We start from the raw sequence: 25384 nt of genomic DNA on the forward strand, positions 1-25384 counted from the left end.
GGGGAATGTGTTGTACATGTCAACCAGCCCCCACGTGCGGGTTCTTGACGGCAATTCAGCTCGGCCGCCGGCGGATGGGGGCGCAGGGTAAGGGGATTGCGTCAGGCCGAACAAGGCGGGTTCCGGCCGTACGACCGACCTGAGGATCCCGACGGCAATACCCCGGCGTCCCTGGCAGGCCGAGAAAGGCGTCCAACCCGTGAAAATCACCGACACGTTTACCGACGCGCTCACCGGGCCCAGCGGTCGGCCTGCTGACCGGCGACGGCGGGTCTTACGATCTTCCCCATGACGGAGACCCCGCAGCACTGGACCGTGCGCCATTTCTCGCAGGCCAACCCCTCTGGTCCGGGCTGCGACAGCGTTCCGGCCCTCATGCGACGACTGGCCGATTCCATCGAGGCCTTGGGCCCCGTTGAGATACAGGACGTGGTGATCCGGTCGGAGACCACCGCGCACGGCCTCTGGTGGTCGGGAACCGTCTACTTCCACCTGCCGGAGGACTGAGACGCGCTGACAGGCAGTGGGGGCAGCACCGGCCCGCTACTGCCGGGCGCGCCGCGGGCGGGTGAGACCCGTGTCGTAGGCGAGGATCGTCGCCTGGACCCGGTCGCGCAGGCCCAGCTTGCCGAGTACCGCGTTGACGTGGGACTTCACCGTACCCGTGGTCACTCCCAGCGCGTCGGCGATCTCCGCGTTCGTGAGACCCGTCGCGACCAGGGCGAGCACCTCGCGTTCGCGGGGGGTGAGCGCCTCCAGGGGGGTGGCGTCCGGTGGGGCCGGGGCCGTGTCGGCGAAGGCGTCGATCAGGCGGCGGGTGACCGTGGGGGCGAGCATGGCGTCACCCGAGGCCACGACGCGTATGCCCGCGAGGAGTTCCTCCGGCTGGGCGTCCTTGAGCAGGAAGCCGGAGGCGCCCGCGCGGAGCGCTTCGTGGACGTACGCGTCCTGGTCGAAGGTGGTCAGTACGAGGACGCGGGGCGCGTCGGTCCGCGCTGTGAGCAGGCGGGTGGCGGTCAGGCCGTCGATGCCGGGCATGCGGATGTCCATCAGCACGACGTCCGGCACGACCTGCCCGGCGAGCTCGACGGCGCGGGCGCCGTCCCCGGCCTCGGCGACGACGTCCAGATCGGGTTCGGCGTCGATGATGGCCACGAATCCGGCGCGGATCATGGCCTGGTCGTCGACGACCATCACTCGGACGCTGATGGGGACACCTCCTTGCGCAGCGCGGCCAGCAGGTGGCGCATCGCCGCCAGGCCGGCCCTGGCCTGTTCGGCGACGCCGTCGAGGTCGCGTTCCTCGGCGCGGGCCACCACCTTGGCCGCGTGGCCCAGCACCGCTCCGCGCAGCTCCGTGGCGATGCGCTGCCTCTCCTCGTACGCCTCCACGACCGCCGCCCGAACCGCGGCCGCGAGCGCGCTGTCGTCGCGGCCCATGGCGCCCTCCCGGCGTGCGCGCACGAAGACGCCCAGGCCCCAGACCGCGGCCGCCGGGAACATGAACACCACCCCGAGCAGGTAGACCATGAACACCGCGAACGCCCCGTCACCGCCCTCGGTCTCGAACGCCCCGTCCATGGCGGCCATGACGACCGTCGTGAGGCTCCAACCGGCCGCGACGGCCGCGATCGCGGGAAAGGTGACGCGGGCGGGCCCGGCGAAGACCGCCACCGCGTGCAGGGCGACGCATTCCGCGACGCCGCCTCCCACCACCAGGGCCCAGGCCACGGCCGGGGGCCACACCCCCGTCGCGAGAACGGCGGGACCGGTCCAGGCGGTGGCGAGGACCAGGGCGAGGACCGTCCAGGGCGCGTGCCGCCGCCACAGCAGCGGCAGGGCGTGGGCGACGGCGGGCAGGCAGCTCTGGAGGGTCAGGCCCGGCCGTTCGGCGAGCACGACGAAGACCGGGAGGGCGGCGACGGCGAAGACCAGGGCCACGTCGGGCAGTCCGGGCCGGCTCCGCCCCGGCCGGGCGGCCACGGTCGTGGTGAACGGCAGCCGGGCGCGTACGGACCAGCCCGCACCGTCCGTGCGGGGGCCCGCCTCCAGCGTGCCGCCGAGCGCGGCCGCGCGTTCGCGCATGCCGGTGGTGCCGCGCCCGGAGCCGAGCCGCTGCGGCGGGACCTCAAGCCGTCCAGCGGGGCCGTCGTCCCGGACGGCGACGTCCAGGGTTCCGTGGCGGTCCGCCACCGTGACGCGGACGGTGGCGCCGGGCGCGTAGCGCAGCGCGTTGGTGAGCGCCTCGCGCACGATGCCGAAGGCGGCCTCCGCCACCGGGCCGGTCAGCTCCACCGCCTCGGGGCCGACCTCCACGTGCACGCGCTGGCCCAGGCGGACGAACCCGGCGGCGAGCTCGGCGACGCGCTGCTCCAGGCCGCTGTCCTGGTCCGCCGCGGGCGCCTGCATCACCGCCACCAGGCGGTGGAGCGCCGTGACGGTCTCACGGCCGCCGTCGGCGGCCAACCGCAGCGCCTCGGCGACCAGTTCCGGCCTGCGGTCGCCGAGCCGGCGCGCGGCGTCCGCGGCGACCACCACGGAGGTGAGGTGGTGGGCGCTGACGTCGTGCAGTTCCCGCGCGAGCCGGTGTCGTTCGGTGACGGCCGCCGTGGTCCGCCGGGCCTCGGCCCGTGCCACCTCCTCGGCGGCGGCGCGGCGGGCGGTGAGCCAGCGGCGCCGGGTGCGGCCGAGGCCGATGACCGCGGCGTGGATCGCGCAGGTGACGAGCGCCTCGCCGGTGATGTCGGCCGCGGTGTCGAACACGGCGGCCGAGCGGAGCGCCACCGAGCCGGTGAGGGCGGACGCGACCAGGACGGTGGTCCGGCCCGGACAGCGCACGGCGACCGAGTACAGGGCGATGGCGTCGCCGAGCACGTACAACACCCAGAGCTGGTCCGGGGCGAGGAGCCCGGCGATCAGCGCGGCCTCGGTGATGAGCGCGGCGGGGACGGGGAAGCGCCGGCGTACGCCGAGGGCCGCGGTGACCGCCACGGTGACCGCGAGCGCCACGGCGAGCTGCCGAGCATCGACCGGGTCGCCGCGCAGCAGCGCGTACCCGGGCCAGACGGCCATCTGCTGGGCCGCCAACAGCCCGGGCAGTAGCCAGTTGCGTATGACCTCCATGATGGCGCTGATGATACGGAGCGGCCCGGTCTCTATCCCGGGTTGGAGGCGCCGATCGTGCCGGCGGCCGATGCCGGGGCACCGGGCCGCGGGGATGCTGGTGCACATGACGACGCACCCGACGCACCCGGCGTACCCGGCTTACCCCATGTACTGCACCGGCCAACCCGGCACCGCTGCGCCCGTGTTGCCGCCGCCCGAGCCCCTCCCCTACCACCGGCTCGCGCATACGACCGGACGGCACCGTTGGTGGCGGCCCCTGCTGGGGAGCGGCGTGGTGCTGGCCGGCGCGCTCGTGGTGATGCTCGGTCTGATCGTCGGCTCCGAGGTGGCCGGGTACCTGCTCGACCGTCCGGTCGACTCCGAAGGGCTGCGTACGTGGGGCGACATCGGCGACACGGCACTGGGACTGCTGTCCATAGCGCTCATGACCCCGGCCGTGCTGCTGGCCGCGTACTGGGTGCAGCGCCGTCCGGCGGGGACCTTGTCGTCGGTGACCGGGCGGTTGCGGTGGCGCTGGCTGGGGGTGTGCCTGGCGGTGGCGGGTCCGCTGGTCGCGGCGGCGATCGGCGTCTCCTTCCTGCTGCCCGAATCGGCGGGCGGTGGTGTGGCGGGCCTGGAGTGGGCGGGGCTCTCGACCTTCCTGCTGGGGCTGGCGATGGTGTGCGCCCTGGTGCCGTTCCAGGCGGCGGCGGAGGAGTACGTGTTCCGTGGCTGGCTCGTACAGGCGGTGGGCGCGTGGTGCCGCTCCCCGTGGGTGGCGGTCCTGCCGCAGGCGCTGCTCTTCGCGGCGGCCCACGGGTGGGGCACGGCGTGGGGCTTCGCCGACCTGGTGGTGTTCGGGCTGGTGGCGGGATGGCTGACGATCCGCACGGGCGGGCTGGAAGCCGCGATCGCGTTGCACGTCCTCAACAACCTGCTGGCGTTCGGCGTCGCGTCGGCGATCGCGGGTGCGCTGGCCTCCGAGGAGACGGCCGCCGACATGGGCTGGATGGCGGTGGCCGTCGACGTCCCCATGCTCCTGCTCTACGCGGCCGCCGTACTGCGCCTGGCCCGCAGGCACCGGCCGGCGGCGCTCAGCCGGGCGGATCAGTGAAGCGCGGCTCCCGAGGCGAGGAGGCGGGCCGGGGCCCGGCCGCTCGGGGGCTGGTGAGCGGCGCTCCGGCGGACCTTGTCGGCGAGGGCGGACAGCAGGGCGCGAAGGAGGTCGGCGGTGGCCTCGTCCGTGAGGTTCCCGTTGTCGTCGAAGCGCTCGTGGCTGCGCATGACGGTCACCTCGGGGCTGGTCACCACATCGGTCCTGGTGCCCAGGAGTACGTGTCGCAGCGCGAGTTGAGCACGGACCGAACCGAAGTGGGACGGTGAGGCGCCGAGCACCGCGGTCGGCTTGCCGCGCAGCGGCACCTCGCCGGTGCCGGTCCAGTCGGTGCTGGCCCAGTCCAGGGCGTTCTTGAGCACGCCCGGAACGCCGTAGTTGAACTCCGGAGTGGCGATCAGCAGGCCGTCGGCCTCCGTCACCCGACGGCGCAATTCCGCGACCGGGGCGGGCCGGAGGCCGGGGGCGTCGAGATCCATGTCGTATGCCGGAATGGCGCGCAGCCCGTCGTAGATCTCGATGTCCAGGCCGCCCGTCTGCATCTTCTGCGCGGCGCGCAGCAGCGCGGTGTTGTGGGAGGCCGCCCGCAGGCTGCCGGAGATCGCCAGGATCCTCAGGTCTCGTTCGTTTGTCGTGCCGCTCATGGCACATCCCCTCCGTTGTCGGTGTGCGTGCGTGGAGTGCTTCCCAACCTAGGAGGGCGTTCGGGGGCGCAGGAGGGACCCGATGTGCCACGCAGCGGACCGAACCCGCCAACCGGCCGTCCCGCCACCGCGGTCCGCACCCCCGCGATCACGTCCTCGACGCCGGCACGAGGGTGGCCTAGTCTTCGGCCCTGTGCTCGACGGAACGGTTTCCGCCTTCATGGGGCGCTACATGGTGGCCGCCGCGCTGCGCGCCGGCATGAGCGGGTCGAGGGTCCGCCGGCTGCCGGACGCCTGCCCGACGGCCCTCGCCGACGACCTCGCCCGGGTGTCGACCCCGACCGCGCTGCTGCTCTGGGAGCAGCTCGCGATGAGTGACCCGGGCTGCGGGGTCGGTGTCCTCGCCGTGGAGCACGCGCCCGCGGGAACCTTCGGCGTCTGGGACCACCTGTTCACCCACTGCGGCAGCCTCGCGGAGGCGGCCCGGCTCGGCGGCCAGTACGTGGGCGCCATCTCCGACCCCGGCGCCGAACGCATCGAAGCGGCCGACGACGGAGGCCTTTTCACCATCCGGTACTCGACGGGTCCCGCCGAGGAGGATGTGGTGGCCGCCGTCGAGCAGTTCGCCCTGGCGCTGCTGCTCACGCGGGCGCGCGAGGCGACCGGACGGCGCATGGTTCCGGCGCGCATCGCCTTCAGGCACCGCCCGCCACGCGACCTCGGCCCGCTGGTCGCGCTGGCCGGCACCCGCCGCATCGACTTCGACGCGCCCGCCAACGCGCTGACCTTCCTCGGCGGGGACGCACACGCGCCACTGCCGCGCGCGGAGCCGGGCCTGACCGGCGTCCTGCGCCGGCACGCGGACATGACGATGGCCGCGGCCCGGCCGGTACTCGACTGGCCGGAGAAGTTCCGCATGACCCTGAGGGCCACCCTGCGTGAGCGGCCCCTCTCCCTGGAGACCGTGGCCTTCCGCCTGGCGCTGAGCCCTCGCACCCTGCAACGCCGACTCGCCGAGCACGGCACCACCTGGCGCGCCGAGGTGGCCGCCGTCCGGGAGCAGACGGCCTTGGACCTGCTGCGCGACACCGACCTCACCCTCGGCGCGGTGGCCACCCGGGTCGGCTACAGCGACGTCCGCGCCCTGCGCCGCGCCGTACGCCGCTGGCAGGGCGCGGCCCCCGCCGACATCAGGCGGCGCGAAACCCCGCCCCGCTGACGGAACCCGGCGGCGGTTTCCGGAGCCTCAGCCCTGGTCAGCCCTCGTCCGGGGTCAGCCGCAGCGAGACCGAGTTGATGCAGTACCGCTGGTCCGTCGGGGTCGGGTAGCCCTCGCCCTCGAAGACGTGGCCCAGGTGGGAGCCGCAGCGGGCGCAGCGGACCTCGGTGCGGACCATGCCGTAGGAGCGGTCCTCGATCAGCTCGACCGCGTCGGAGTCCTTCGGGTCGTAGAAGGACGGCCAGCCGCAGTGGGACTCGAACTTGGTCGTGGACGTGAACAGTTCGGCGCCGCAGGCGCGGCAGGAGTAGACGCCCTTGGTCTTGGTGTCGGTGTACTCACCGGTGAAGGGGCGCTCCGTGCCGGCCTCGCGCAGGACGCGGTACTCCTCGGGGGACAGCTCCGCGCGCCACTGCTCGTCCGGCTTCTCGACCTCGTACGCCATGGGTTGCTCCTCAGCTCGACAGGCGGGCGAGGATCCTGGGACCGAGGTCCGTGACGTCGCCCGCGCCCATGGTGAGAACGAGATCGCCGGGCCTGGCCATTCCCGCGACGACGTCCGGCACGGTGTCCTTGTCGGACACGGCGGTGACGTCGGCGCCGGCGGCGCGGGCCGCGTCGATGATCAGGGCGCTGGTGACGCCGGGGATCGGGTCCTCGCGGGCCGGGTAGATGTCGAGGACGGCCGACGCGTCGGCGAGGGCGAGGGCCTGGCCCATCTCCTTGCCGAGCTCCTGGGTGCGGGAGAACAGGTGCGGCTGGAAGACGACGAGGAGGCGGCGCTCGGAGCCGGCGGCGGCGCGCATGGCCTCCAGGTCGGCGGTCATCTCGGTGGGGTGGTGCGCGTAGGAGTCGATGACCTGGACGCCGGCGGCCTCGCCCTTGAGCTGGAGGCGGCGGCCGACGCCGGTGTACGCGGTGAGGGCCTTGGCCAGGGCGGCGGGGTCGATGCCGACGCGGGCGCCGGCGGCGAGGGCGGCGGCGGCGTTGTGCGCGTAGTGGCGGCCGGGCACGGAGACGGTGAAGGTGTGCTCCGTGCCGTCGAGGGCGACGGTGACCTCGCTGGTCATGCCCTTGGGCGTGATGGCGAGGATACGGGCGTCGGAGTCGGCCGCCTCGCCGACGCGGATGATCGTCAGGTCGTCGCGGCCGGCGACCCGGCGGGCCAGCTCCCGGGCGCCGGCGTGCTCGCCGACGACCAGGGTGCCGCCGGGGCGGATCTTGGCGACGAACGCCTCGAAGGACTCGTAGATCTCGTCCATCGACGCGTAGTTGGCGTGGTGGTCCAGCTCGACGTTGAGGACGATCGCGACCTCGGGGTCGTACTTCTGGAAGCTGCGGTCGCTCTCGTCGGCCTCGGCGACGAAGATCTCGCCGTCGCCGTGCAGGGCGTTGGTGCCGGGCCCGGCGAGGTCGCCGCCGATGGCGTACGACGGGGAGAGGCCCAGTTCGGTGAGGGCGACGGCGAGCATCGAGGTGGTGGTGGTCTTGCCGTGCGTGCCGGCCACGGCGATGGCGCGCAGCCCGGTCATCAGGGCGGCCAGCGCGTCGGAGCGGTGGACGACGGGGATGCCCAGCTCGGTGGCGCGGGCCAGCTCGGGGTTGTCGGCGCGGATGGCGCTGGAGACGACGACGCTCGTGGTGTCGTCCGCCACGTGCCGCGCGGCGTGGCCGATGTGGACGGTCGCGCCGAGGGCCCGCAGGGACGCGGCGGTCTCGGACTCGCGCGCGTCACTGCCGGCGACCTCGGCCCCGCGCTGGGCGAGGATCTTGGCGATGCCCGACATTCCGGCGCCGCCGATGCCGATGAAGTGGGGCCGCTCCATGGCGGCGGGAATCATGGCGGCGGGAATGGCGGGTGCCATGTGTGTCTCTCCCCGGGGTGCGACGTACGTGAGGGGCCCAGCCTATGCGGTGTCGGGCTCGTCGTTGTGCGCGAAGAGCTTGAGCACCGGTACGCCGACCTTGTGGCGGGCGCGGGAGGCCCAGTCGCGGTGGAAGAACTCCTCGACGTAGTGGGGCTTGGTCAGCACGATCACCTCGTCGGCGCCGGACTCGTCCACGACGGCCTTCAGCTTGTCCAGCGGGTGGTCCTCGACGACCTGGCCGACGGCGTCGCAGCCGGCCCCGCGCAGGGCGCGCAGCGAGAGCTCCAGGCCCTGCTGGGCGGTGAGCCCGGCGGCCTGGCCCGGGTGCTCCTCGCCCTCCTTGACGGCCTCCTTCAGCTCGCCCAGGGCGACGTCGTCGATGGCCCGCAGCAGCACGACCTGGTCGCCGCGCGGCTGCATCAGCACGATGAAGGACATCCTCTCGTCACCGTGGAGGGTGGTGACGAACTCCACGTCCACGGACGACAGCGGCTTCTCGATCATCAGAACGCTTGTGAACACCTGGGAGCCCTTCTGCGGAAACCATCCTTCCCCGTGTCCGCACGGGGACTGCGAGAGTAAGTCTGCCCACCGGAAGCTAACCGGAACGGATTATTCCGCTAATTGGTCGGCTCCGGGAGTATTGGTCGGCTCCGGGTGTATTGGTCAGCTCCGGGTGTAACGGGTGAAAAGGAATCCTTCCTCCTCCAGCAGGGAGGCGAGCGAGTACCGCTCGGGCACCGCCACGGACGGCCCGCCCGTGATCCGCTGCGCGGCCCCGGCGGTCAGCAGGGGCGACACCGTCAGGCACAGCTCGTCCAGCACTCCGGCCGCCACGAGCTGCCCGAGCAGGCGCGGCCCGCCCTCCGTGAGCTGGCGGGTCAGCCCGCGCCCGGCCAGCGCCGCCAGCGCCCGCTCGGGCTCCACGCCGGGCCCGTCGCCCGCGACGATCACCTCCGCGCCCGCCTCCTCGGCCGCGCGGACCCGGTCCGGCGGCGCCGCCGCGCCGGTCAGCAGCAGCGTCGGCACGAGCGGGGCGGTGAACAGCGGGGCGGAGAAGTCCAGGTCCAGCGAGGCGCTGACCACCGCGATCGCGGGCGCCGGGGCCTGACCGGCCGCCGCCCGCCGCTCGGCGAAGGCCTCACGCGCGCGTGCCGGGCGGTAGCCCTCCAGCCGTACCGTTTCGGCGCCGACGATCACCACATCGGCCAGCCCGCGCAGGGTGCCGAAGATCCGCATGTCCGTGTCGGACGAGATGGGCTGCGACCGCCCCTCGTGCTGGGCGGCCCCGTCCAGGGACGACACCATGTTGGCGCGCAGCCAGCGGCTGCCCGGGCCCGGAGGACCGGGGTACGCGTAGGCCTCGGCCAGCTCGTCGAGGGACCACTCCCGGTCTTCGAGGGAGAGTGTGGAGCGTGTCGGGTCGGTCACAGGGAACAGGCGTCGCATGCCGTGCAGTCTGGCACGGCGATTAGAGTGAGTAACTGTGTCGACCAGTGCCATGACCCAAGCGGCCCCGCTGTCCCTGTGCGCCCGCGAGCCGCACGTCCCGGCAGACCGTCTGGTCGCCGAGATGGTGCCGCCGCCGCGCTTCGACTCGGTGCGCTTCGACACGTACATCCCGGACCCGAACCAGCCGAGCCAGACGCAGGCGGTCGAAGTGCTCAGCTCTTTCGCGGCCGGGCTCGGCGGCGCGCACGCGACCGGGGCCGGCCGCCGCCGCTGGTTCCAGAGGAAGCCCGCCGCGCCCGCCGCGCCGCGCGGGGTGTACCTGGACGGCGGGTACGGCGTCGGCAAGACCCATCTGCTGGCCTCCCTGTGGCACGCCACGCCCGCCGAGCCGGCCCTGAAGGCGTTCGGCACCTTCGTGGAGCTGACCAACCTGGTGGGCGCCCTCGGCTTCCAGCAGACGGTGGCCACCCTCAGCGGGCACCGGCTGCTGTGCATCGACGAATTCGAGCTGGACGACCCGGGCGACACCGTCCTGGTGTCGACGCTGCTCGGCAAGCTGGTCGACGCGGGCGTGGCCCTGGCCGCCACGTCCAACACCCTGCCCGGCAAGCTGGGCGAGGGCCGGTTCGCCGCCGCCGACTTCCTCCGCGAGATCCAGGGCCTGTCCGCCCACTTCCGGCCGCTGCGCATCGACGGTGAGGACTACCGCCACCGGGGCCTGCCCGAGGCCCCGGCGCCGTTCTCGGACGAGCAGGTGACCAAGGCGGCGTACGCCACGCCGGGCGCGTCGCTCGACGACTTCCCGCACCTGCTGGAGCACCTGGCCCGGGTCCACCCGAGCCGGTACGGCGCGCTGACCGACGACGTCCGGGCGGTCTGCCTCACCGACGTACGGCCCGTGCCCGACCAGTCGACCGCGCTGCGCCTGGTGGTGCTGGCCGACCGGCTGTACGACCGGGAGGTACCGGTGCTCGCCTCGGGGCTGCCGTTCGACAGGCTCTTCAGTGACGAGATGCTGAACGGCGGGTACCGGAAGAAGTACTTCCGGGCGATCTCACGGCTCACCGCGCTGGCGCGCGACGCGAAGGGGCTGGTGGAGCAGTAGGTTTGGGCCAGTTGGGTCCACACCGTACGAAGGGAACCACCATGGCCACCACGCGTCAGGCACACAACGTCTGGGAGGGCGACCTCCTCCAGGGCAAGGGCGTCGTGACCTTCGACTCCTCCGGCATCGGCGAGTACCCGGTGTCCTGGCCGGCGCGCGCCGAGCAGCCCGACGGCAAGACCAGCCCGGAGGAGCTGATCGCGGCCGCTCACTCGAGCTGCTTCAACATGGCCTTCTCGGGCGCGCTCGCCAAGGCCGGCAACGCGCCCACCCGGCTGAACACCAAGGCGGAGGTGACGTTCCAGCCGGGCACCGGCATCACGGGCATCCACCTCACGGTGGAGGGTGAGGTTCCGGGCATGGACGCCGAGAGCTTCGCCTCGGCCGCCGAGGACGCGAAGAAGAACTGCCCCGTCAGCCAGGCGCTCACGGGCACGACGATCACGCTCACCGCCAAGCTCGTCTGACACCGGGCGCGACACGAGGCGACGTGGCCCGCAGTGTTCACGTGTCACCACATCGCGTGGTACACACGTGCGGGTCACGTCACGCCTGTCCCCAACAGGAAGTTGTTGCCTCGTGTCCGATCGACTGTCCGCAACACGACGTCAAGTCCTTGCCGGTACCGGCGCGTCCGTCGCCGGAATCGCCTTCACCGGGGCCTTCTCCGAGCTGTTCGCCGGCACCGCCGCCGCACGCGGCCACGCCGGTTACGGCCCCCTGATACCCGACCCGGCCGGTCTGCTGGACCTGCCCAGAGGGTTCCGGTACAAGGTCCTCTCCCGCGAGGGTGACCCCCTCCGCTCCGGTGAGGGCACGGTGCCCGGCAACCACGACGGCATGGGTGCCTTCGCCGGCCGCCGCGGCCGCGTCCACCTCGTCCGCAACCACGAGAACCGCGCCTCCGCCCGCCTCGGCGTACCGACCGTGCGGGGCCTGACCTACGACCCGGCGGCCAAGGGCGGCTGTACGGCGCTCGAACTGGACGGCCGCAACAACGTGCTCGGCGAGCGCGTCGCCATCGCCGGCACCGCGGTCAACTGCTCCGGCGGGCTCACCCCCTGGGGCACCTGGCTCACGTGCGAGGAGACCGAGGACAAGGCCGGGACCAACGGCTACACCAAGGACCACGGCTTCATCTTCGAGGTCCACCCCGCCGACCCGCTGCGCACCGGGGCCGTACCGCTGACCGCGATGGGCCGCTTCCAGCACGAGGCGATAGCCGTCGACCCGCGCACCGGGATCGTGTACGAGACCGAGGACGCCTTCCAGAGGCCGTTCGGGCTCTTCTACCGCTTCCTGCCCAACAAGCCGCTCGGCGGCACCGGTTCGCTGCGCGCGGGCGGCGCGCTGGAGGCGATGCGCGTGCCCGGCGTGCCGGACCTGTCGGCCGTCCAGGAGACGGGCGCGGTGTTCGAGGGCGTGGAGTGGGTCCCCGTACCCGACAGCCAGGCCAAGCAAACGCCCATCCGGCTCCAGGACTTCGGGCCCAAGGGCATCACGCACGCCCAGAAGCTGGAGGGGTGCTACTGGGGCGGGCGCTCCGTCTACTTCGTCTCCAGCTTCGCCCGCGCCGCCGAGGGCTCGGCCGCCGACCACTACGGCCAGGTGTGGAAGTACGAGCCGCACCGGCGGCGGCTGACGCTGGTCATCGTGTTCGGGCCGAGCAGCGACATCCAACTGCCGGGCGAGTCCCCCGACAACATCTGCCTGGCGCCCAGCGGGGGCCTGATGGTGTGCGAGGACGGCAACGGGGCGCAGCACGTGTACGGGCTGACCAAGCGGGGCGAGGTGTACGAGATGGCGCGCGGCGCGCAGAACATCGGTACGCCCCAGGAGCCGGAGTGGGGCGAGTTCGCCGGTGTCGCGTTCTCCCCGGACGGCGAGACGATGTACGTCAACTGCTACACGCCGGGGACGACGTTCGCGGTGACCGGGCCGTGGCACTGAGGTAGGTCGTGGACGGCGGCGTCGCCCGTGAGCGGCGCCGCCGCGCTCACCAGGTGACGGGCAGCGCCTCCGGGCCGCGGATCAGCGTGCCGCGCCGCCAGGGGACCTCCTCGGGCCGGACCGCGAGGCGCAGCCCCGGCAGGCGGTCGACCAGGGTGTCGACCAGCAGTTCGGCCAGCGTCCGCGCGAGCGGGCCGCCCATGCAGTGGTGCGGCCCGTGTCCGAAGGCGAGGTGCGGGTTGGGGGTGCGGTCGAAGTCGATCCGCTCCGGGTCGGGGAAGACCTCGGGGTCGCGGTTGGCGGCGAGGTAGGAGACGTAGACGGCCTCTCCCGCGCTGATCCGCACCCCGTGCAGGTCCACGTCCTCCTGGGCGATCCGGGCCAGGCCGACGGAACTGCGGTGCGGGATGTGGCGCAGCAGTTCGTCGATGGCGCGGGGGCGGACGTCCGGGTCGGTGCGGAGCCGTTCGAGGAGCGGGGGGCGGGTCAGCAGGAGGAAGAACATCTGGCCGGTGTTGGCGGTGACGGCTCCCCCGCCGGTCTGCAGCGGGCCCGCGAGCCCGATGGCCTCCTCCTCGCCGATGTCGCCCCGCCCCACCGCGGCGCCCAGCAGGGAGATGACGTCCTCCTCGGTGCTGCCGTAGCGCGACCGGATCGTTTCCGCGAACCAGCCGTACATGCTCTCCTCGGCCCGTACGCGTGCGGCGGAGCCGCCCGGCGACGAGACGATCTGCCGGGTCCAGGCACGCATCCGTTCGCGGTCGGCGGCGGGCACGCCCATGACGTCGCAGAGCACGGTGAGGGGGAAGGGCTCCAGGACCCGCTCGGTGAGATCCGCCGGGGGACCGTCGGCGAGCAGTTCGTCCACCATCTCGTCCAGGGTGTCCCGCGCGCGTGAGCGAAGCCGTTCCACAGCGCGCCGGCTGAACGCGGGTGCCACCGCGCCGCGCAGCCGGCCGTGGTCGGGCTGGTCGGCGAAGCCCGGCGATCCCCGCTGGGGCCGGACGTGCGGCGCGAGCCGCGTGACCTCGCGACCGACGACCGGCGCACGGGTGAAGCGCGGGTCGTTCGTGATCATCCTGACGTCGTCGTGGCGGGTCACCAGCCACGCCCAGCCCTCGCCGTGCGGGAGCTGGATACGGCTGATCGGCCCTTCCCTCATCAGCTCCGCGAGCACCGGGTCGAACTCGGTTCCGGCGATGTCCAGCGCGGGCCAGTGCCGTACGGGCGGCGGACCCAGGATGGGCCGTGTCACGGTGTCCTCCATCATGCGTCCACGATCACCCGGGCGGGGCGGGACATCGCGCTGGACTACTCCGGACGGAAGCGTTCCGGACGCCCGCCATCACGATGATCATATATTTTCCGTGCGTGACTACTCTGGTACGGAATGTGTCGCTCCTGGCTGTTTTGTGCACCGCGCTCGTGAGCTGCGGCACCGCCTCCGAGACACGCCCCGCCGCACCCCGGCACCCCGCGGCCCGGCAACCGTCCGCCGTGGCGAGCCCCTCCCCCGCCAGGATGCCGCCGACCATGGCCCCCGGTCCGGGCGGCCTCACGCCTGTCTTCGAGCGGGCGCCCACGACGACGGACCGGGCGGGCGGCAAGACGGTGGCGCTCACCTTCGACGCCGACATGACGGCCGATCAGGGCCCCCGGGCGGCGCGCGGCGAGCGGTTCGACAACCCCGCCCTGATCGACACCCTCCGGCGCCTGAAGGTCGACGCGACCGTCTTCATGACCGGCCGCTGGGCGGAGGAGTACCCCGACCAGGCCAGGGCCATCGGCAACGACCCGCGCTTCGAGGTCGCCAACCACTCCTACAGCCACCACGCCTTCAAGGCCCCCTGCTACGGGCTTCCCGCGCTGGCGCCCGGCGACATGGCCGCCGACGTACGCCGCGCCTTCGACGCGTTCCGCGCGGCCGGCGCGCGCAACGTCGTGCCGTACTTCCGCTTCCCCGGCGGCTGTTACGACGACGAGGCGCTGCGCGCGCTGGCCTCGGCCGAGGTGACGGCCGTGCAGTGGGACGTGGTCAGCGGCGACGCCTTCGCCACCGACGCCGACGCGGTCGCCGAGCAGGTCCTGGCGGGCGTACGGCCGGGCTCGCTGGTCGTGATGCACTGCACCCGCAGCGCCGCCCCCGTCACCGAGCGGGCGATCCGCCGCATCGTCCCCGAACTGCGCCGGCGCGGCTACCGCTTCGTCAAGGTCTCCGAGCTGATGGCCGCCGCCCGCGGTGCCTGAGCGGACACGTGAACACCCTTGCCTTGGAGCGCGCTCCAGCGCCTAACGTCACGTGTACGACCTGACGCGGTACACGAGGGGACACATCGTGCGGTACACACTGTTCGGCCGGACCGGTCTGCGCGTGAGCGAGCTCGCCCTGGGCGCCATGACGATGGGGGGCGACGGCGACGAGGACGTGAACCGGCAGATCCTCGACACGTACGCGGACGCGGGCGGCAACTTCGTCGACACGGCCGACATCTACGGCGGCGGCGCCTCGGAGACCGTCCTCGGCAGGCTGCTCGACGGCCGCCGGGACCGGTTCGTGCTGGCCTCCAAGTACACCTGCGCCACCCGCCAGGGGGATCCGAACTCCGGCGGCAACCACCGCAAGAACCTCGTGCAGTCGGTGGAGGCCAGCCTCGCCCGGCTGCGCACCGACCGCCTCGACGTGCTGTGGGTGCACGCGCGGGACGTCTTCACCCCGGTCGAGGAGGTCATGCGCGCCCTGGACGACCTCGTACGCGCCGGAAAGGTGCTCTACCTGGGCGTGTCCGACTGGCCCGCCTGGGAGATCGCCCAGGCGAACACCCTCGCCGAGCTGCGCGGCTGGAGCTGCTTCGCCGGGTCGCAGCTCCGCTACAACCTGCTGGAGCGGGCCCCCGAGCGCGAGCTGCTGCCGCAGGCCCTGGCCTTCGACCAGACCGTCATGGCATGGGCCCCGCTGGCCGCCGGCAAGCTCACCGGCAAGTACCGCCGCGGCGAGACGGGCCGGCTCTCCGACGGGGCGGAGGAGGACGAGCGGCAGGCGGAGGTGATCACCGCCGTCCTGGAGATCGCCAAGGAGGGCGGCTGGACCCCGGCCCAGGTGGCGCTGGCCTGGCTGCGCGGCCGCCCCGGCAACATCGTCCCCCTCGTCGGCGCCAGCCGGCCCGGCCAGCTCGCCGACAACCTGGCGTCGCTCGGCGTGGAGCTGGACGCCGAGGCCGTCGAGCGGCTCGACCGGGTGAGCGCGGTGCCGCTCGGCTTCCCGCACGACTTCCTGGCGGAACCCGGCGTCGTGCGCAACGTCTACGGCGACCGCCACGCGGACATCGACGCCCGGCGCACCTGGCGCGCGTCCCGAGCCGAGCGCGGCTAACCCGAACAGGCGGTGCGCTCCGCCTCGCGCCACTCGCAGACCGGGCACAGCGTGATGCCCTTGGTGGACTCGGGGTACTCGGTCGGCTCCTGGCACAGGACACACGCGGCGTACGGCGGCCCGCCCTGGGAGCGGGCGTCCTGGGAAGCCGGGGTCTCGCCGTACGAATCGACCCTGTACGCATCGCCCTTGTCGTCCATGTATACGAGCGTACTCACTCCCGCACGGCGGTGAGCCGGCAGGCGAGGGCCGTCGCCGCCGCCGCGAGGACCGCCGCCGCTGCCAGCGGGAGCAGCGGCAGCGGGACCACCCCGGTGCGGTTGCCCGTGACCAGGGCGGTGAGGGCGTGGTTGACGGGCGAGCCGGTGGTCACCAGTGCCAGGAGCACGGCCGCCATGACGGCGGCGATCGACCAGGCGCGGCCCGGCAGCAGCGGGCGGGTCAGCAGGGCGCCGACGGCCGCGCCGAGCAGGACGCAGACGCCCGCGGTGGCCAGGCCCGCGAGGGCGGCGGGCGGCAGCGGGACGCCGGTGCGGCCGTCGGCGGCGACCGGCGCGCTCGCCACCGTGATCACCAGCACGGCCGCCGCGCCGGGCACGGCCGCGCCGAGGGTGCCGGCGAGGATCGCCGCGAGGTGGAGCCGGGTCCGGCCGGCCGCGGCGGCGGCGACGTCGCGGGCGGCCGGGGGCTCCTGGTTCAGGCAGGTCCGTACGAGCCAGGCCGTGACCGGCAGCAGCGGCGCGGAGGCGTACCCGAGGGCGCCGAGGACCGGCTCGCCGTGGCGTATGCCGATGGCCAGGAACGCCACGTACAGCAGGATCGGCGGCAGCCAGCGCTGGGAGCGCAGCAGCAGGGCGGTCTGGTAGCGGAGGAGCGCGGTCATGAGGCTGCGACCACCCCGTGGATGTGCCAGGGCGGGTGGGCGGTCAGCAGCTCCCGCAGCAGCGCGTCGGAGTGGGCGGCGGGCACGGTGAACGTGACGGTGCCGTCCGCCCCGGCCTCGTACGCGGGCGAGCCGGGCAACGGCCGGCCGGGCAGCCGTCCGCCGGACGCCGTGACCGTGACCATGCCCGTGACCGTGACCATGCCCGGCCGCTCGGGTCCGGCGGCGTCGGGGGTACGGGTGCGCAGACGGCCGCCGTTCACCGCGTACACCGCGTCCGCCTCCCCCGCGAGGCGCCGTGGGTCGTGGTCGACGAAGACCACCGCCGCGCCCGCCGCGACCCGCTCCCGCACCGCCCGGTCCAGCTCCGCGCGGGCGGCCGCGTCCAGGCCGGTCCACGCCTCGTCCAGGACGAGCAGGTCCGGTTCGGCGAGCAGCGCCTGGGCCACGGCGACCTTCTGGCTGGTGCCCTTGGACAGCTCGGCCAGCGGGGTGCGGGAGTGCGCCTGGGCGCCGAACCGCTCCAGCCACTCGGCCGCCCGCGCCGCCGCCGTCCGCCGCCGAAGCCCCTGGATCCGCCCGAGGTGGACCAGGTAGCCGGTGGCGGTGAACGGCAGCGCGGCCGGGAAGCGTTCGGGCACATAGGCGGTGCGCGGCGGGCGGCCGGTGACGCGGCCCTCGGTCGGGGCGTCGATCCCGGCGGCCAGCCGCAGCAGGGTGGACTTGCCGCTGCCGTTGGCGCCCTCGATCCGGACCAGGGTGCGGGCGGGCACGTCGAGGTGGACGTCCCGCAGCACCCACGGTCCGGTCAGGCCGTAACGGCGGCCTATTCGCCGGAGGTTCAGCTCTGTGCCGCCTTCTGGGGAGTGAGCTCGCTGGGCCGTACGATCACGAAGCCCTCGCCCTGGAGCATGAGCTGCACGGCCTCGCCCGAGCCGCCGCGGATCATCGACCCGAGGGACTGCGAGCGGTGCAGCGAGGTGCTGAGCCGAGCGCTCCAGCCGACGACGGCGTCGGTGTCGACGTACACCGGCTGGTTGGTGGTGACCGGGATGACGACGGGGTTGCCGTCGCAGATCACCGCGAGCTTGCCGTAGCCGGTGAAGACGCTGTTGAAGAGCCCGCCGCCGGTCATCCCGGCACCCTTCACGGTCTTGATGTCGTAGGAGAGGGTGGCGTCGAAGCACAGGACGTTGCGGCCGTTGACGGTGAGCGCGTCGCCCTGCTCGATGTCGACGATGAAGCAGTTCTGTGCCTCGTGCGCGAACCACGCCTCGCCCTGGCCGCGGACGGCCATCAGCGGCAGGCCCTCGCCGGTGACGGCGCGCTTGAGCATGCCGCCCAGGCCCTGGCCCTTGCGCTCGAACTGGAGGTTGCCCCGGTAGGCGATCATCGATCCCTGCCGGGCGTGCATCTCGCCGTTGACGGCGTACTTGACCGACTTCGCGTTCTGGAGGGTCATGCCGGGGACGGTCGCCTGCTGCGCCATGTTCTCGGACGCGAAAAGATCGCTCTTCATGCGGGCATCGTGTCCCGGAACCACCCATTCCGCCAAGAAAGCCCCTCTGGGCGCCTGGCAGACTTACGGGGTGAACAGCAGTGACGACACCCCCGAGTACGTCCTCCCCCTCGTCGTACGGGTGGAGAAGACCGAGCCGCCCGCCCGGACCGACGCGCTGGAGACCGCCGCCCGCGCGGTGCTGGTGATGTTGTCGGACGACCGGTCGGTGGGAGACGGGGAGTGGGCGCGGGTCATGCGCGACTGGCAGGACGCGCGCATCCGCAAGGTGGTGCGCCGTGCGCGCGGCGCGGAGTGGCGCAAGGCCGCCCGGCTGCCGGGCATCACGATCATGGGCGCCACCGCGGAGGTACGGGTCTTCCCGCCCGTCCCCCTCGACGGCTGGCCCAAGGAGCTGGCCAAGCTCCAGGTGTCGGGCACGGAGCTGGACGACACCGGCGAGCCGGCGCCGCCCGCGCCCGGGCAGGCGCGGTTGTGGCTCAACCCGGAGCTGACCATGTCGACCGGCAAGGAGATGGCACAGGTCGGGCACGGCGCGCAGTTGCTGTGGTGGGCGATGGCGGACGCGGACCGCAAGGCGTGGCGGGAGGCCGGTTTCCCGCTCGCGGTACGCACCGCGCACCCCGCCCGGTGGGCCGAACTGGTCACCAGCGGGCTGCCGTTGGTGCGCGACGCGGGCTTCACGGAGATCGCTCCCGGGTCCTGCACGGTGGTCTCGGAGTTTCCCGTACAGGTGAACTGAACGCTCGCACGCCTGTATACGTACCTCCCAGTAATGCCATCAGTTCGGGAGGCACCACCTTGTTGTTGCGACGCATCAACGGCACGGCACTCATCATCGCGGCCCTCGTCGTCACGGTCGGCGCGCTGGCGTTCCCGGTCTGGTCGTACGCCGACCGCTCCGGCACCGGCCAGGCCAACCTCAACGCGTCGACCGTGGCGACCCAATGGGGCCCGCTGTCGGCGACGGACCGCGACTTCCTGGTGAAGGTCCGGCTGGCCGGCCTCTGGGAGCTGCCGGCCGGCCAGCAGGCGATCGAACGGGCGCCGAGCCAGGCCATCAAGGACGCGGGCGACCACCTCGTCGTCGGCCACACCGACCTGGACCAGCGGGCCCGCGACGTGGCGGCGAAGCTGGGCGTGGAGCTGCCGAACCAGCCGTCGGAGCAGCAGCAGGGGTGGCTGCGCGAGTTGTCGGCGGCGAGCGGCGAGGAGTACGAGCGCAAGTTCGCCAACCTGCTGCGCAACGCGCACGGCAAGGTCTTCGCGCTGGTCGCCCAGGTGCGGCACACCACGCGCAACACGCTGATACGGCAGCTCGCGAGCGACGCCAACCAGACGGTGCTGGACCACATCACGATGCTGGAGGCGACCGGCAAGGTCGACTTCGACGCGATCGCCAACGAGGCGGCGGGGCTGGCGACCGCGAGCCCGTCCGGTCCGCCGCCGCCCAACGGCAACCTGCCGCCGGCGCCGTCGCCGGCCGTGCCGACGGGGACGGACCAGTCGTTCACGTCCAGGCCCTCGACACAGCCCGGCCCGCCGACCGCGATCAACACGACCCGTCCGTGATCTCTGCCCGGAACCTCAAATGAAGCTCTGAACTGCGGCTCCTTCGGATTGAGGGTCCGCTCGCGGGGCCATTACCCCTCCGACCGACGCAGGAGGAGGGGGACATGACGGAACTGGGTATCGGCATCGGCTGGCGGCCCGAGATCGCGGACGCGGTGGAAGGGCTGGCCGGGCTGGACTGGGTGGAGGTGGTCGCGGAGAACATCTGCGCCGGCCACCTCCCCGACTCCCTGCTGCGGCTGCGCGAGCGGGGCGTCACGGTCGTCCCGCACGGCGTGTCCCTGGGGCTGGGCGGCGCGGACCGGCCGGACGAGGGGCGGCTCGCCGAACTGGCGGCGAAGGCCACGGACCTGGGGGCGCCACTGGTCACCGAGCACATCGCCTTCGTACGGGCCGGGGGGCCGCTCACGGCGTCACCCGCCCTGGAGGCGGGCCACCTGCTGCCGGTCCCGCGCACCTGGGACGCGCTGGACGTGCTGTGCGAGAACGTCCGCATCGCGCAGGACGCGCTGCCGGTGCCGCTGGCGCTGGAGAACATAGCCGCGCTGTTCTCCTGGCCCGGTGAGGAGCTGACGGAGGGGCAGTTCCTGGCCGAGCTGGTGGAGCGCACCGGCGTCCGCCTCCTGATCGACGTGGCGAACCTGCACACCAACCACGTCAACCGGGGCGAGGACCCGGCGAAGGCGCTGGCGGAGCTGCCGGTCGAGGCCATCGCCTACGTCCACGTGGCGGGCGGGATCGAACGGGACGGCGTCTGGCACGACTCCCACGCCCACCCGGTGCCGCCCGCGGTGCTCGGCATCCTGGCGGACCTCGCCTCCCGGGTCAGCCCGCCGGGCGTCCTGCTGGAACGGGACGACGACTTCCCCCCGGCGGGGGAACTGGCGGCCGAGCTGGCGTCGATCCGTGACACGGTACGGGGGGCGACGCCCCCGGTGACGGCCGCGCCCGTGGCGGCGCCGAAGCCGGTCACCGCCGTCGGACCCGGTGTGCGGGAGCGGGTGGGGATCGCGCAGGCCGCCCTGCTGTCGGCGCTGGTCGCCGGGACGCCCGCGCCCGAGGGGTTCGACCACGCGCGGCTGCGGGTGCAGAGCCGGGCGCTGGCCGGCAAGCGGGCCGGGGTGGTCGCCAAGGTCGCGCCCGAGCTGCCGGAGATCCTCGGCGGCGGTTACCGCGCCGCGTTCCTCTCCTACGCCGCCTCCCGCCCCATGCGCGGTGGCTACCGGCGCGACGCCCTCGACTTCGCCGAGCACCTGCTGATCGCCGGGCGGCCCGAGGACGACGCCGCCCGCCGGAGGCTCACCCTGTGGTGGCAGGAACGCGCCGGGGCGCGGCCGCCAGGCCGGGCCACCCGCCTGGTGCGCGCCGCCCGCGCCGCGCTGGTGGGGCGGTGAGCGCGATGAACACCCTCGCCGTCCTCCTGTACGTCGCCGTCGCCGTCTCCTCGGCCCTGCTCGTCAACGGGGTGGCCGCCTCCCGGCGCGGGCCGGGCGGTTCCCTCCACTACCGGGTCGAGGCCGCGTTCCTCAACGGCGGGCCCGCCCGGGTCGTCGACTCCGCGCTCGCCGCACTGCACGCGGACGGCCGCGTCGCGGTCGGCGGGCCGGGCATCGTGCGGGTCGTGCGCCCGGTCGGGCACGACCCGGTCGAGCACGCCGTGCTGCACGAGCTCGCGACCGCGCCCAGCGGAGCCCTGCACGTCGTACGGCTCGCCGCGATGCGCCACCCGGCCGTGCAGGAGATCGGCGACCGGCTCGCCGCCCGGGGGCTGATCGTGCCACGCGGCGCGAGCCGCACCTGGCGCCGGTGGAGCGCCGTCCAGGCGGCCGTCTGCGTCCTGCTCGTCCTCGGCTCCGTCGTGGTGACCGTCGCCGAGTACGCCACGGCCGAGTCCGGTGAGCACCCGTTCCCCTTCGTCGTCAAGGTGCTGCCCGCCCTGTTCGCCGGTCTGGTGACCGCGATGGTCTGCGGCGCCGTCACCGGCCGGCGGCTCACCGGGGCGGGCCGGCGGGCCCTCGCCGCGTACCGCCGGGCCCATGCCCACTTGATCGAGCCGGGGGACCTGGTGGCACTGCACGGGCTGCGCGCACTGCCCGACCCGGTGCTCCGCGACCAACTGACGGCGGCTGCGCGGATGTACGCCCGGAGGAGCGGCGGCGGGGGCGGGGGCGGGGGCGGGCACAACGACGAGCTCGCGACCACGACGGTCATCGTGTGGTGCGCGAGCGCCGACACGGGCGGGTCGAGCTGCGGAGGCGGCTGCGGGGGCGGCGGAGGCGGCAGCTCCGCGTGCAGCGGCGGGTCGAGCTGCGGCAGCGGCGGGGGCGGGTCGAGCTGCGGAGGCGGAGGCGGGTCGAGCTGCGGGGGCGGCGGAGGCGGGGGCGGTGACTGACCGGGCCCGCCCCCGCCCGAAAGTCCACATCGTGAAAACCCTGTGGCGCCGCGCCCGCCGTCTCGCGTAGAACTCCGGCATGTTCTGGGTCCCGTTCCTGCTGGTGACGTGGGCCGCGGCGGCCGTGAGCTGCGCGCGGCTGTGCCTGGCCGCCGTCGAGGCCGCCCAGCCGGTCAACGCCACCGCCCCTGACCGTGACCGTGAACTGAACCTGTACGAGGCCGCGTTCCTGGCCGGCGGCCCCGGGCGGGTCACCGACCTGACCCTGGTGTCGATGCACCGGCGGCGGCGGTTGCTGCTCGCCCACACCGGCTGGGCGACGGTCGTCGACCCGGAGGGCGCGGACGACCTGGAGCGGTCCGTGATCGGCGCGATAGGGCCCGAGGGGCAGTCGCGGATAGCGGCGGTACGCGCCACGGCGTCGGCCGCCGACGCGGTACGGGCGCTGGCCGACCGGCTCGTCGCCGCGGGGCTCGCGGTGCCCGACACCGCCCGGTCCTCCGTCGTCGCGGCGCTGCGGGGAGTACGCCGCTCGACGGCCCTCACCGTCGCCCTCGCGGCGGCCGCACTGCTGCTGCTCCCCGCCGAACACGCGCCGGACGCCCGGGGGATGGCCTGGTTCGCGCTCCCGCTCGTCCTCACGCTCGGGTGCCTCGTCATCGCGCGGATCGAGGTCCGCCCGTACACGCGCTGGGCCTCCCCCGCCGGGCAGAGCCTGCTGACGAAGGTCAGCCCGCGCGACCCGCTCGCCGCCGTCGCCATCGGCGGGATCCACGCGCTGGACGACCCGGCGCTGCGGGCGGCCCTGGCGCCGGGGGCGCACCGCCCCCGTTAGTGCCGGAAAAGACGCCGGTGCGGCGCGCATGACGCGCGCCGCACCCGGAGCCGGACCCGGTGTCGCTGGAGCGGCGGGCGCGCGGGCCCGCCGTCTGATCTTCCGGGTCGGTGGGTGACGCGCGGGCGGGCGTCCAGGACACCGCGCCCGACCGTCACCAGGTCGGTCAGGTCAGGGCCCTCAGGCGAGACCCGCGACCAGATCCGCGACCGACTTGCGCCGGCCGGTGTAGAACGGGACCTCCTCGCGCACGTGCATCCGCGCCTCGGAGGCGCGCAGGTGACGCATCAGGTCCACGATCCGGTACAGCTCGTCCGCCTCGAAGGCGAGGATCCACTCGTAGTCGCCGAGCGAGAACGAGGCGACCGTGTTGGCGCGCACGTCCGGGAAGCCACGGGCCATCTTGCCGTGGTCGGCGAGCATCCGGCGCCGGTCCTCGTCGGGCAGCAGGTACCAGTCGTAGGAGCGCACGAAGGGGTACACCGAGACGTAGTCGCGCGGGGTCTCGTCGGCGAGGAACGCCGGGATGTGCGACCGGTTGAACTCGGCCGGGCGGTGCAGCGCCATGTTGGACCACACCGGCTGAAGCGCGCGGCCCAGCCGGGTGCGGCGGAAGAGGTTGTACGCCTCCTGGAGCGCGTCCGAGGTCTCGGCGTGCCACCAGATCATGAGGTCGGCGTCGGCGCGCAGGCCGGACACGTCGTACGTGCCGCGTACGGTGATGTCCTTGGCGGTGAGCTGGTCGAACAGCTCCTGGACCTCGTCGGCGTAGCCGGTCCGGTCCTCGGGCAGGACGTCGCGCAGTTTGAAGACGGACCACAGGGTGTAGCGGATGACCTCGTTGAGGTCCTTCGCCTTCTTACCGGCGTTCGGGATCTTTTCGGGCGCACTCATGGGGCTATTCTCGCTCGTCGCTCAGGGTGCCGTGCGCCAGGGTCGGCGTGGCGGGCATCGCGGCCAGGATCTCGTCCGCCGCGCGCCGCGCGCTCGCGATGGTCGCGGGGATGCCGACGCCGTCGTACACCGCCCCGCAGACCCGGAGGGCGGGCACCTTGGCGACGGCGTCGCGGATGCGGGCGACCCGCGCGAGGTGGCCGACCGGGTACTGCGGCAGGCCGCCGATCCAGCGGGTGACCTCGGTGGCGACGGGCCGGGCGGCCAGCCCGGTGGCGTCGGCGAGGTCCTTCAGGGATACGGAGACGAGGTCGGCGTCCTCGCGGTGCAGGTGCTCCTCCTCGCCGTACCGGCCCACCGAGGTGCGCAGCAGCACCAGGTCCTTCGAGCCCTCGTCGGTCCACTTCCACTTCTGGGAGGAGAAGGTGGACGCCTTGATGGTGCGGCCGTCGACGGGCGGGACGAGGAAGCCGGAGCCCGCGGGCAGCACCCCCGCCACGTCGGTGCGCCGGAAGGCGAGGGTGACCAGGGCCATGGAGGCGTACTCGACGGCGGCCAGCTCGGCGGCCGCGGCCGGGGACTCGGCGGCGAGCAGCTCGGCGGCGGACCAGGCGGGGGTGGCGACGACGACGGCGTCGGCGTGCAGGACGCGTTCGCCGGTACGGACGTCCCAGCCCCCGGCCGCCGCGCGGGTGAGGGCGTGGACGGGCGTGTCGGTGCGGATCTCGCCGCCCCGGGCGGTGATGGCGTCGGCGACGGCGCCGGGCAGGGTGCCGATGCCGCCCTCGATGCCCATGAAGGCCGGCCCCGTCTGCTGCTGCCCGGCCTGCTGGAGGGCGCGTACGGCGTCGGTGAGCGTGCCGTGGGTGCGGGCGGCGTCGAAGAGCTTGGGGACGGCGGCGCGCATCGAGATCCGGTAGGCGTCGCCCGCGTAGACGCCGCCGAGGAGCGGCTCGACGAGGCGGTCGACGACCTCGCGGCCCATGCGGTCCGCGACGTAGCGGCCGACCGCGATGTCCTCGCCGAGGTCGGCGGCCGGGAGCTCGCGGTCCTGGCCGATCCGTCGCAGGCCCTCGTCGGAGAGCAGGTCGCCGAGCGCGGCCGCGTCGGCGGGGACGCCCATGACGTGCCCCTTGGGCATCGGCCGGAGCGCGCCCCGGGTCCAGACGGCGGCACTGGCGGTGGCGGGTGGCTGGAGCCGGTCACCGAGGCCGACGGCACGGGCGAGGTCGATCGCCTCCGGGCGGCGGGCGAGCATCGACTCGGCGCCCAGATCGACGGGGGCGCCCTCGATCTCGCCGGCCTGGAGCTTGCCGCCGAGCCGCGTGGTGGCCTCCAGCAGGGTCACGCGCCGACCGGCGGTGACCAGCCGGTGGGCGGCGGCGAGGCCCGCGATGCCGCCGCCGATGACGACGACGTGGCCCTTCCTGGATGTGTCCCCGGTGTCCGCGTTCATGACCCCA

The 25384-nt window shown here is 73.7% G+C and carries 27 protein-coding genes; 13 read left to right on the top strand and 14 right to left on the bottom strand.

Going from position 1 to position 25384, the window contains the following annotated elements; all coding sequences use genetic code 11:
• The first annotated feature begins 288 nt into the window (after positions 1-288).
• Positions 289-507, top strand: coding sequence for a hypothetical protein (locus tag ACZ46W_RS04935; protein WP_468331374.1), 219 nt, complete (start codon positions 289-291; stop codon positions 505-507).
• A gap of 36 nt (positions 508-543) precedes the next feature.
• Here ACZ46W_RS04935 and ACZ46W_RS04940 read toward each other — a convergent pair whose 3' ends face one another.
• Together ACZ46W_RS04940 and ACZ46W_RS04945 are read right to left on the bottom strand one after the other, a co-directional pair.
• Positions 544-1209, bottom strand: a complete 666-nt coding sequence (locus ACZ46W_RS04940; protein WP_468332455.1) for a response regulator — start codon at positions 1207-1209, stop codon at positions 544-546.
• Entirely contained in the window at positions 1194-3122 is a 1929-nt protein-coding gene (locus ACZ46W_RS04945) for a sensor histidine kinase (RefSeq protein ID WP_468331377.1), read from the bottom strand. Before ACZ46W_RS04945 ends, ACZ46W_RS04940 begins: the two co-directional genes overlap by 16 nt.
• A 106-nt stretch (positions 3123-3228) precedes the next feature.
• Here ACZ46W_RS04945 and ACZ46W_RS04950 point away from each other — a divergent pair, with 106 nt between their 5' ends.
• The gene (locus ACZ46W_RS04950) at positions 3229-4218 is read left to right on the top strand and encodes a lysostaphin resistance A-like protein (RefSeq protein WP_468331380.1); all 990 of its coding nucleotides are present in this window, start codon (positions 3229-3231) and stop codon (positions 4216-4218) included.
• Here the strand turns inward: ACZ46W_RS04950 and ACZ46W_RS04955 are convergent.
• Complete coding sequence (locus tag ACZ46W_RS04955) at positions 4212-4862, bottom strand: NADPH-dependent FMN reductase (protein ID WP_468331382.1); 651 nt, start codon at positions 4860-4862, stop codon at positions 4212-4214. The two genes, ACZ46W_RS04950 and ACZ46W_RS04955, sit on opposite strands and share 7 nt — an antisense overlap.
• Positions 4863-5055: 193 nt before the next feature.
• Here ACZ46W_RS04955 and ACZ46W_RS04960 point away from each other — a divergent pair, with 193 nt between their 5' ends.
• Positions 5056-6081, top strand: a complete 1026-nt coding sequence (locus tag ACZ46W_RS04960; RefSeq protein WP_468331385.1) for an AraC family transcriptional regulator ligand-binding domain-containing protein — start codon at positions 5056-5058, stop codon at positions 6079-6081.
• Positions 6082-6118: 37 nt separating this feature from the next.
• Here the strand turns inward: ACZ46W_RS04960 and msrB are convergent, their stop codons facing one another.
• The 4 genes from msrB to ACZ46W_RS04980 all read right to left on the bottom strand — a co-directional run bounded on the left by msrB (position 6119) and on the right by ACZ46W_RS04980 (position 9398).
• A complete protein-coding gene (gene msrB, locus ACZ46W_RS04965) occupies positions 6119-6526 on the bottom strand; it encodes a peptide-methionine (R)-S-oxide reductase MsrB (protein ID WP_468331388.1) in 408 nt (135 codons plus the stop codon).
• Positions 6527-6536: 10 nt separating this feature from the next.
• Complete coding sequence (gene murC, locus ACZ46W_RS04970; RefSeq protein WP_468331391.1) at positions 6537-7946, bottom strand: UDP-N-acetylmuramate--L-alanine ligase; 1410 nt, start codon at positions 7944-7946, stop codon at positions 6537-6539.
• Positions 7947-7988: 42 nt separating this feature from the next.
• On the bottom strand, positions 7989-8471 hold the full coding sequence (locus ACZ46W_RS04975; protein ID WP_468331393.1) for an indole-3-glycerol phosphate synthase: 483 nt from the start codon (positions 8469-8471) through the stop codon (positions 7989-7991).
• Positions 8472-8615: 144 nt separating this feature from the next.
• Positions 8616-9398 (bottom strand): pyrimidine reductase family protein, encoded by a 783-nt coding sequence (locus ACZ46W_RS04980; RefSeq protein ID WP_468331396.1) that lies wholly within the window; start codon positions 9396-9398, stop codon positions 8616-8618.
• 52 nt (positions 9399-9450) lie between these two features.
• On the opposite strand from ACZ46W_RS04980, the gene zapE reads away from it, so the two are divergent.
• The 3 genes from zapE (at position 9451) to ACZ46W_RS04995 (ending at position 12456) form a co-directional block, all read left to right on the top strand.
• On the top strand, positions 9451-10506 hold the full coding sequence (gene zapE, locus ACZ46W_RS04985; protein ID WP_468332458.1) for a cell division protein ZapE: 1056 nt from the start codon (positions 9451-9453) through the stop codon (positions 10504-10506).
• 41 nt (positions 10507-10547) lie between these two features.
• On the top strand, positions 10548-10973 hold the full coding sequence (locus tag ACZ46W_RS04990) for an OsmC family protein (protein WP_468331399.1): 426 nt from the start codon (positions 10548-10550) through the stop codon (positions 10971-10973).
• 124 nt (positions 10974-11097) lie between these two features.
• Positions 11098-12456 carry an alkaline phosphatase PhoX gene (locus ACZ46W_RS04995; RefSeq protein WP_468332461.1) on the top strand — a complete coding sequence of 453 codons (1359 nt, stop codon included), beginning with the start codon at positions 11098-11100 and terminating at the stop codon, positions 12454-12456.
• Between the two features lie 46 nt (positions 12457-12502).
• Here ACZ46W_RS04995 and ACZ46W_RS05000 read toward each other — a convergent pair whose 3' ends face one another.
• Entirely contained in the window at positions 12503-13726 is a 1224-nt protein-coding gene (locus ACZ46W_RS05000; protein WP_468331402.1) for a cytochrome P450, read from the bottom strand.
• A gap of 122 nt (positions 13727-13848) precedes the next feature.
• Here ACZ46W_RS05000 and ACZ46W_RS05005 point away from each other — a divergent pair, with 122 nt between their 5' ends.
• Both ACZ46W_RS05005 and ACZ46W_RS05010 read left to right on the top strand, forming a co-directional pair.
• Positions 13849-14703: a polysaccharide deacetylase family protein gene (locus ACZ46W_RS05005; protein WP_468332464.1), complete on the top strand. Its 855-nt coding sequence runs from the start codon at positions 13849-13851 to the stop codon at positions 14701-14703.
• Between the two features lie 88 nt (positions 14704-14791).
• Positions 14792-15826 (top strand): aldo/keto reductase, encoded by a 1035-nt coding sequence (locus tag ACZ46W_RS05010; protein WP_468331405.1) that lies wholly within the window; start codon positions 14792-14794, stop codon positions 15824-15826.
• On the opposite strand, the gene ACZ46W_RS05015 is transcribed toward ACZ46W_RS05010, so the two are convergent.
• Genes ACZ46W_RS05015 through ACZ46W_RS05030 form a run of 4 tightly spaced genes read right to left on the bottom strand, consistent with a single transcriptional unit; the run spans position 15823 to position 18228 of the window.
• Entirely contained in the window at positions 15823-16026 is a 204-nt protein-coding gene (locus ACZ46W_RS05015) for a hypothetical protein (protein ID WP_468331408.1), read from the bottom strand. The two genes, ACZ46W_RS05010 and ACZ46W_RS05015, sit on opposite strands and share 4 nt — an antisense overlap.
• A 14-nt stretch (positions 16027-16040) precedes the next feature.
• Positions 16041-16709, bottom strand: coding sequence for an ABC transporter (locus tag ACZ46W_RS05020; protein ID WP_468331411.1), 669 nt, complete (start codon positions 16707-16709; stop codon positions 16041-16043).
• Positions 16706-17506: an ATP-binding cassette domain-containing protein gene (locus ACZ46W_RS05025; RefSeq protein WP_468331414.1), complete on the bottom strand. Its 801-nt coding sequence runs from the start codon at positions 17504-17506 to the stop codon at positions 16706-16708. The genes ACZ46W_RS05020 and ACZ46W_RS05025 overlap by 4 nt, the downstream gene beginning before the upstream one ends.
• Positions 17507-17550: 44 nt before the next feature.
• Positions 17551-18228 carry an AIM24 family protein gene (locus ACZ46W_RS05030; protein WP_468331417.1) on the bottom strand — a complete coding sequence of 226 codons (678 nt, stop codon included), beginning with the start codon at positions 18226-18228 and terminating at the stop codon, positions 17551-17553.
• Between ACZ46W_RS05030 and ACZ46W_RS05035 the strand changes: the two genes are divergently transcribed.
• From ACZ46W_RS05035 to ACZ46W_RS05055, 5 genes are all read left to right on the top strand, one after another.
• Entirely contained in the window at positions 18197-18970 is a 774-nt protein-coding gene (locus tag ACZ46W_RS05035) for a peptidyl-tRNA hydrolase (RefSeq protein ID WP_468331420.1), read from the top strand. The two genes, ACZ46W_RS05030 and ACZ46W_RS05035, sit on opposite strands and share 32 nt — an antisense overlap.
• A 65-nt stretch (positions 18971-19035) precedes the next feature.
• A complete protein-coding gene (locus ACZ46W_RS05040) occupies positions 19036-19800 on the top strand; it encodes a DUF4142 domain-containing protein (protein WP_468331423.1) in 765 nt (254 codons plus the stop codon).
• Between the two features lie 104 nt (positions 19801-19904).
• Entirely contained in the window at positions 19905-21194 is a 1290-nt protein-coding gene (locus tag ACZ46W_RS05045; RefSeq protein ID WP_468331426.1) for an MbnB/TglH/ChrH family RiPP precursor modification enzyme, read from the top strand.
• Positions 21195-21199: 5 nt separating this feature from the next.
• Complete coding sequence (locus ACZ46W_RS05050) at positions 21200-22192, top strand: TIGR04222 domain-containing membrane protein (RefSeq protein WP_468332467.1); 993 nt, start codon at positions 21200-21202, stop codon at positions 22190-22192.
• A gap of 79 nt (positions 22193-22271) precedes the next feature.
• Positions 22272-23027 (top strand): TIGR04222 domain-containing membrane protein, encoded by a 756-nt coding sequence (locus ACZ46W_RS05055; RefSeq protein ID WP_468331429.1) that lies wholly within the window; start codon positions 22272-22274, stop codon positions 23025-23027.
• Between the two features lie 180 nt (positions 23028-23207).
• Here the strand turns inward: ACZ46W_RS05055 and hemQ are convergent, their stop codons facing one another.
• Entirely contained in the window at positions 23208-23921 is a 714-nt protein-coding gene (gene hemQ, locus ACZ46W_RS05060) for a hydrogen peroxide-dependent heme synthase (protein ID WP_468331432.1), read from the bottom strand.
• Positions 23922-23925: 4 nt separating this feature from the next.
• A complete protein-coding gene (hemG, locus tag ACZ46W_RS05065) occupies positions 23926-25377 on the bottom strand; it encodes a protoporphyrinogen oxidase (RefSeq protein ID WP_468331435.1) in 1452 nt (483 codons plus the stop codon).
• Between the last annotated feature and the right edge of the window lie 7 nt (positions 25378-25384).

Source organism: Streptomyces sp. NPDC031064 (assembly GCF_055570965.1).